1 protein-coding gene is annotated in these 350 nt (G+C 65.4%); it reads right to left on the bottom strand.

Features of this window, described 5'->3' with window-relative positions:
• Positions 1–350, bottom strand: a 350-nt coding sequence (locus SB772_RS39525) for a methyl-accepting chemotaxis protein (RefSeq protein ID WP_410838455.1), incomplete at both ends; no start/stop codon positions are given.

Here is a 350-nt window from a genome sequence, read left to right as displayed (position 1 = left end):
CCGGCACGGGCTGCCTCGATGGCAGCGTTGAGCGCCAGCAAGTTGGTCTGCTGCGAGATGCCCTTGATCACATCGAGGATCTTGCCGATCTCATCAGTGCTGGCATTGAGCGTTTCGATCTGCGCGCAGGACTCGCTGATGCGCTGCGACAGGGCGGTCATGGCACTGATCGCTTCCTCGACCACTTCGCGGCCGCCATGGGCCTGCTCGCTGGCACCGCTGGCATGCTGCGAGGCGTCGGCCGCGTTGCGGGCGATCTCCTGGGTGGCGGCGCCCAGCTCGTTGATCGCCGCCGCCACGCTGTTGGTGCGCATGCTTTGTTCTTCGGAGCCGGTGATCGAAGCGTTGGA

The sequence above is a fragment of the Paraburkholderia sp. SIMBA_030 genome (assembly GCF_046535245.1).
In the GTDB taxonomy this organism is placed as follows: Bacteria; Pseudomonadota; Gammaproteobacteria; order Burkholderiales; family Burkholderiaceae; genus Paraburkholderia.
Note: the sequence above shows the minus strand (reverse complement) of the source record. Positions and strands in the feature narration are given on the sequence as shown.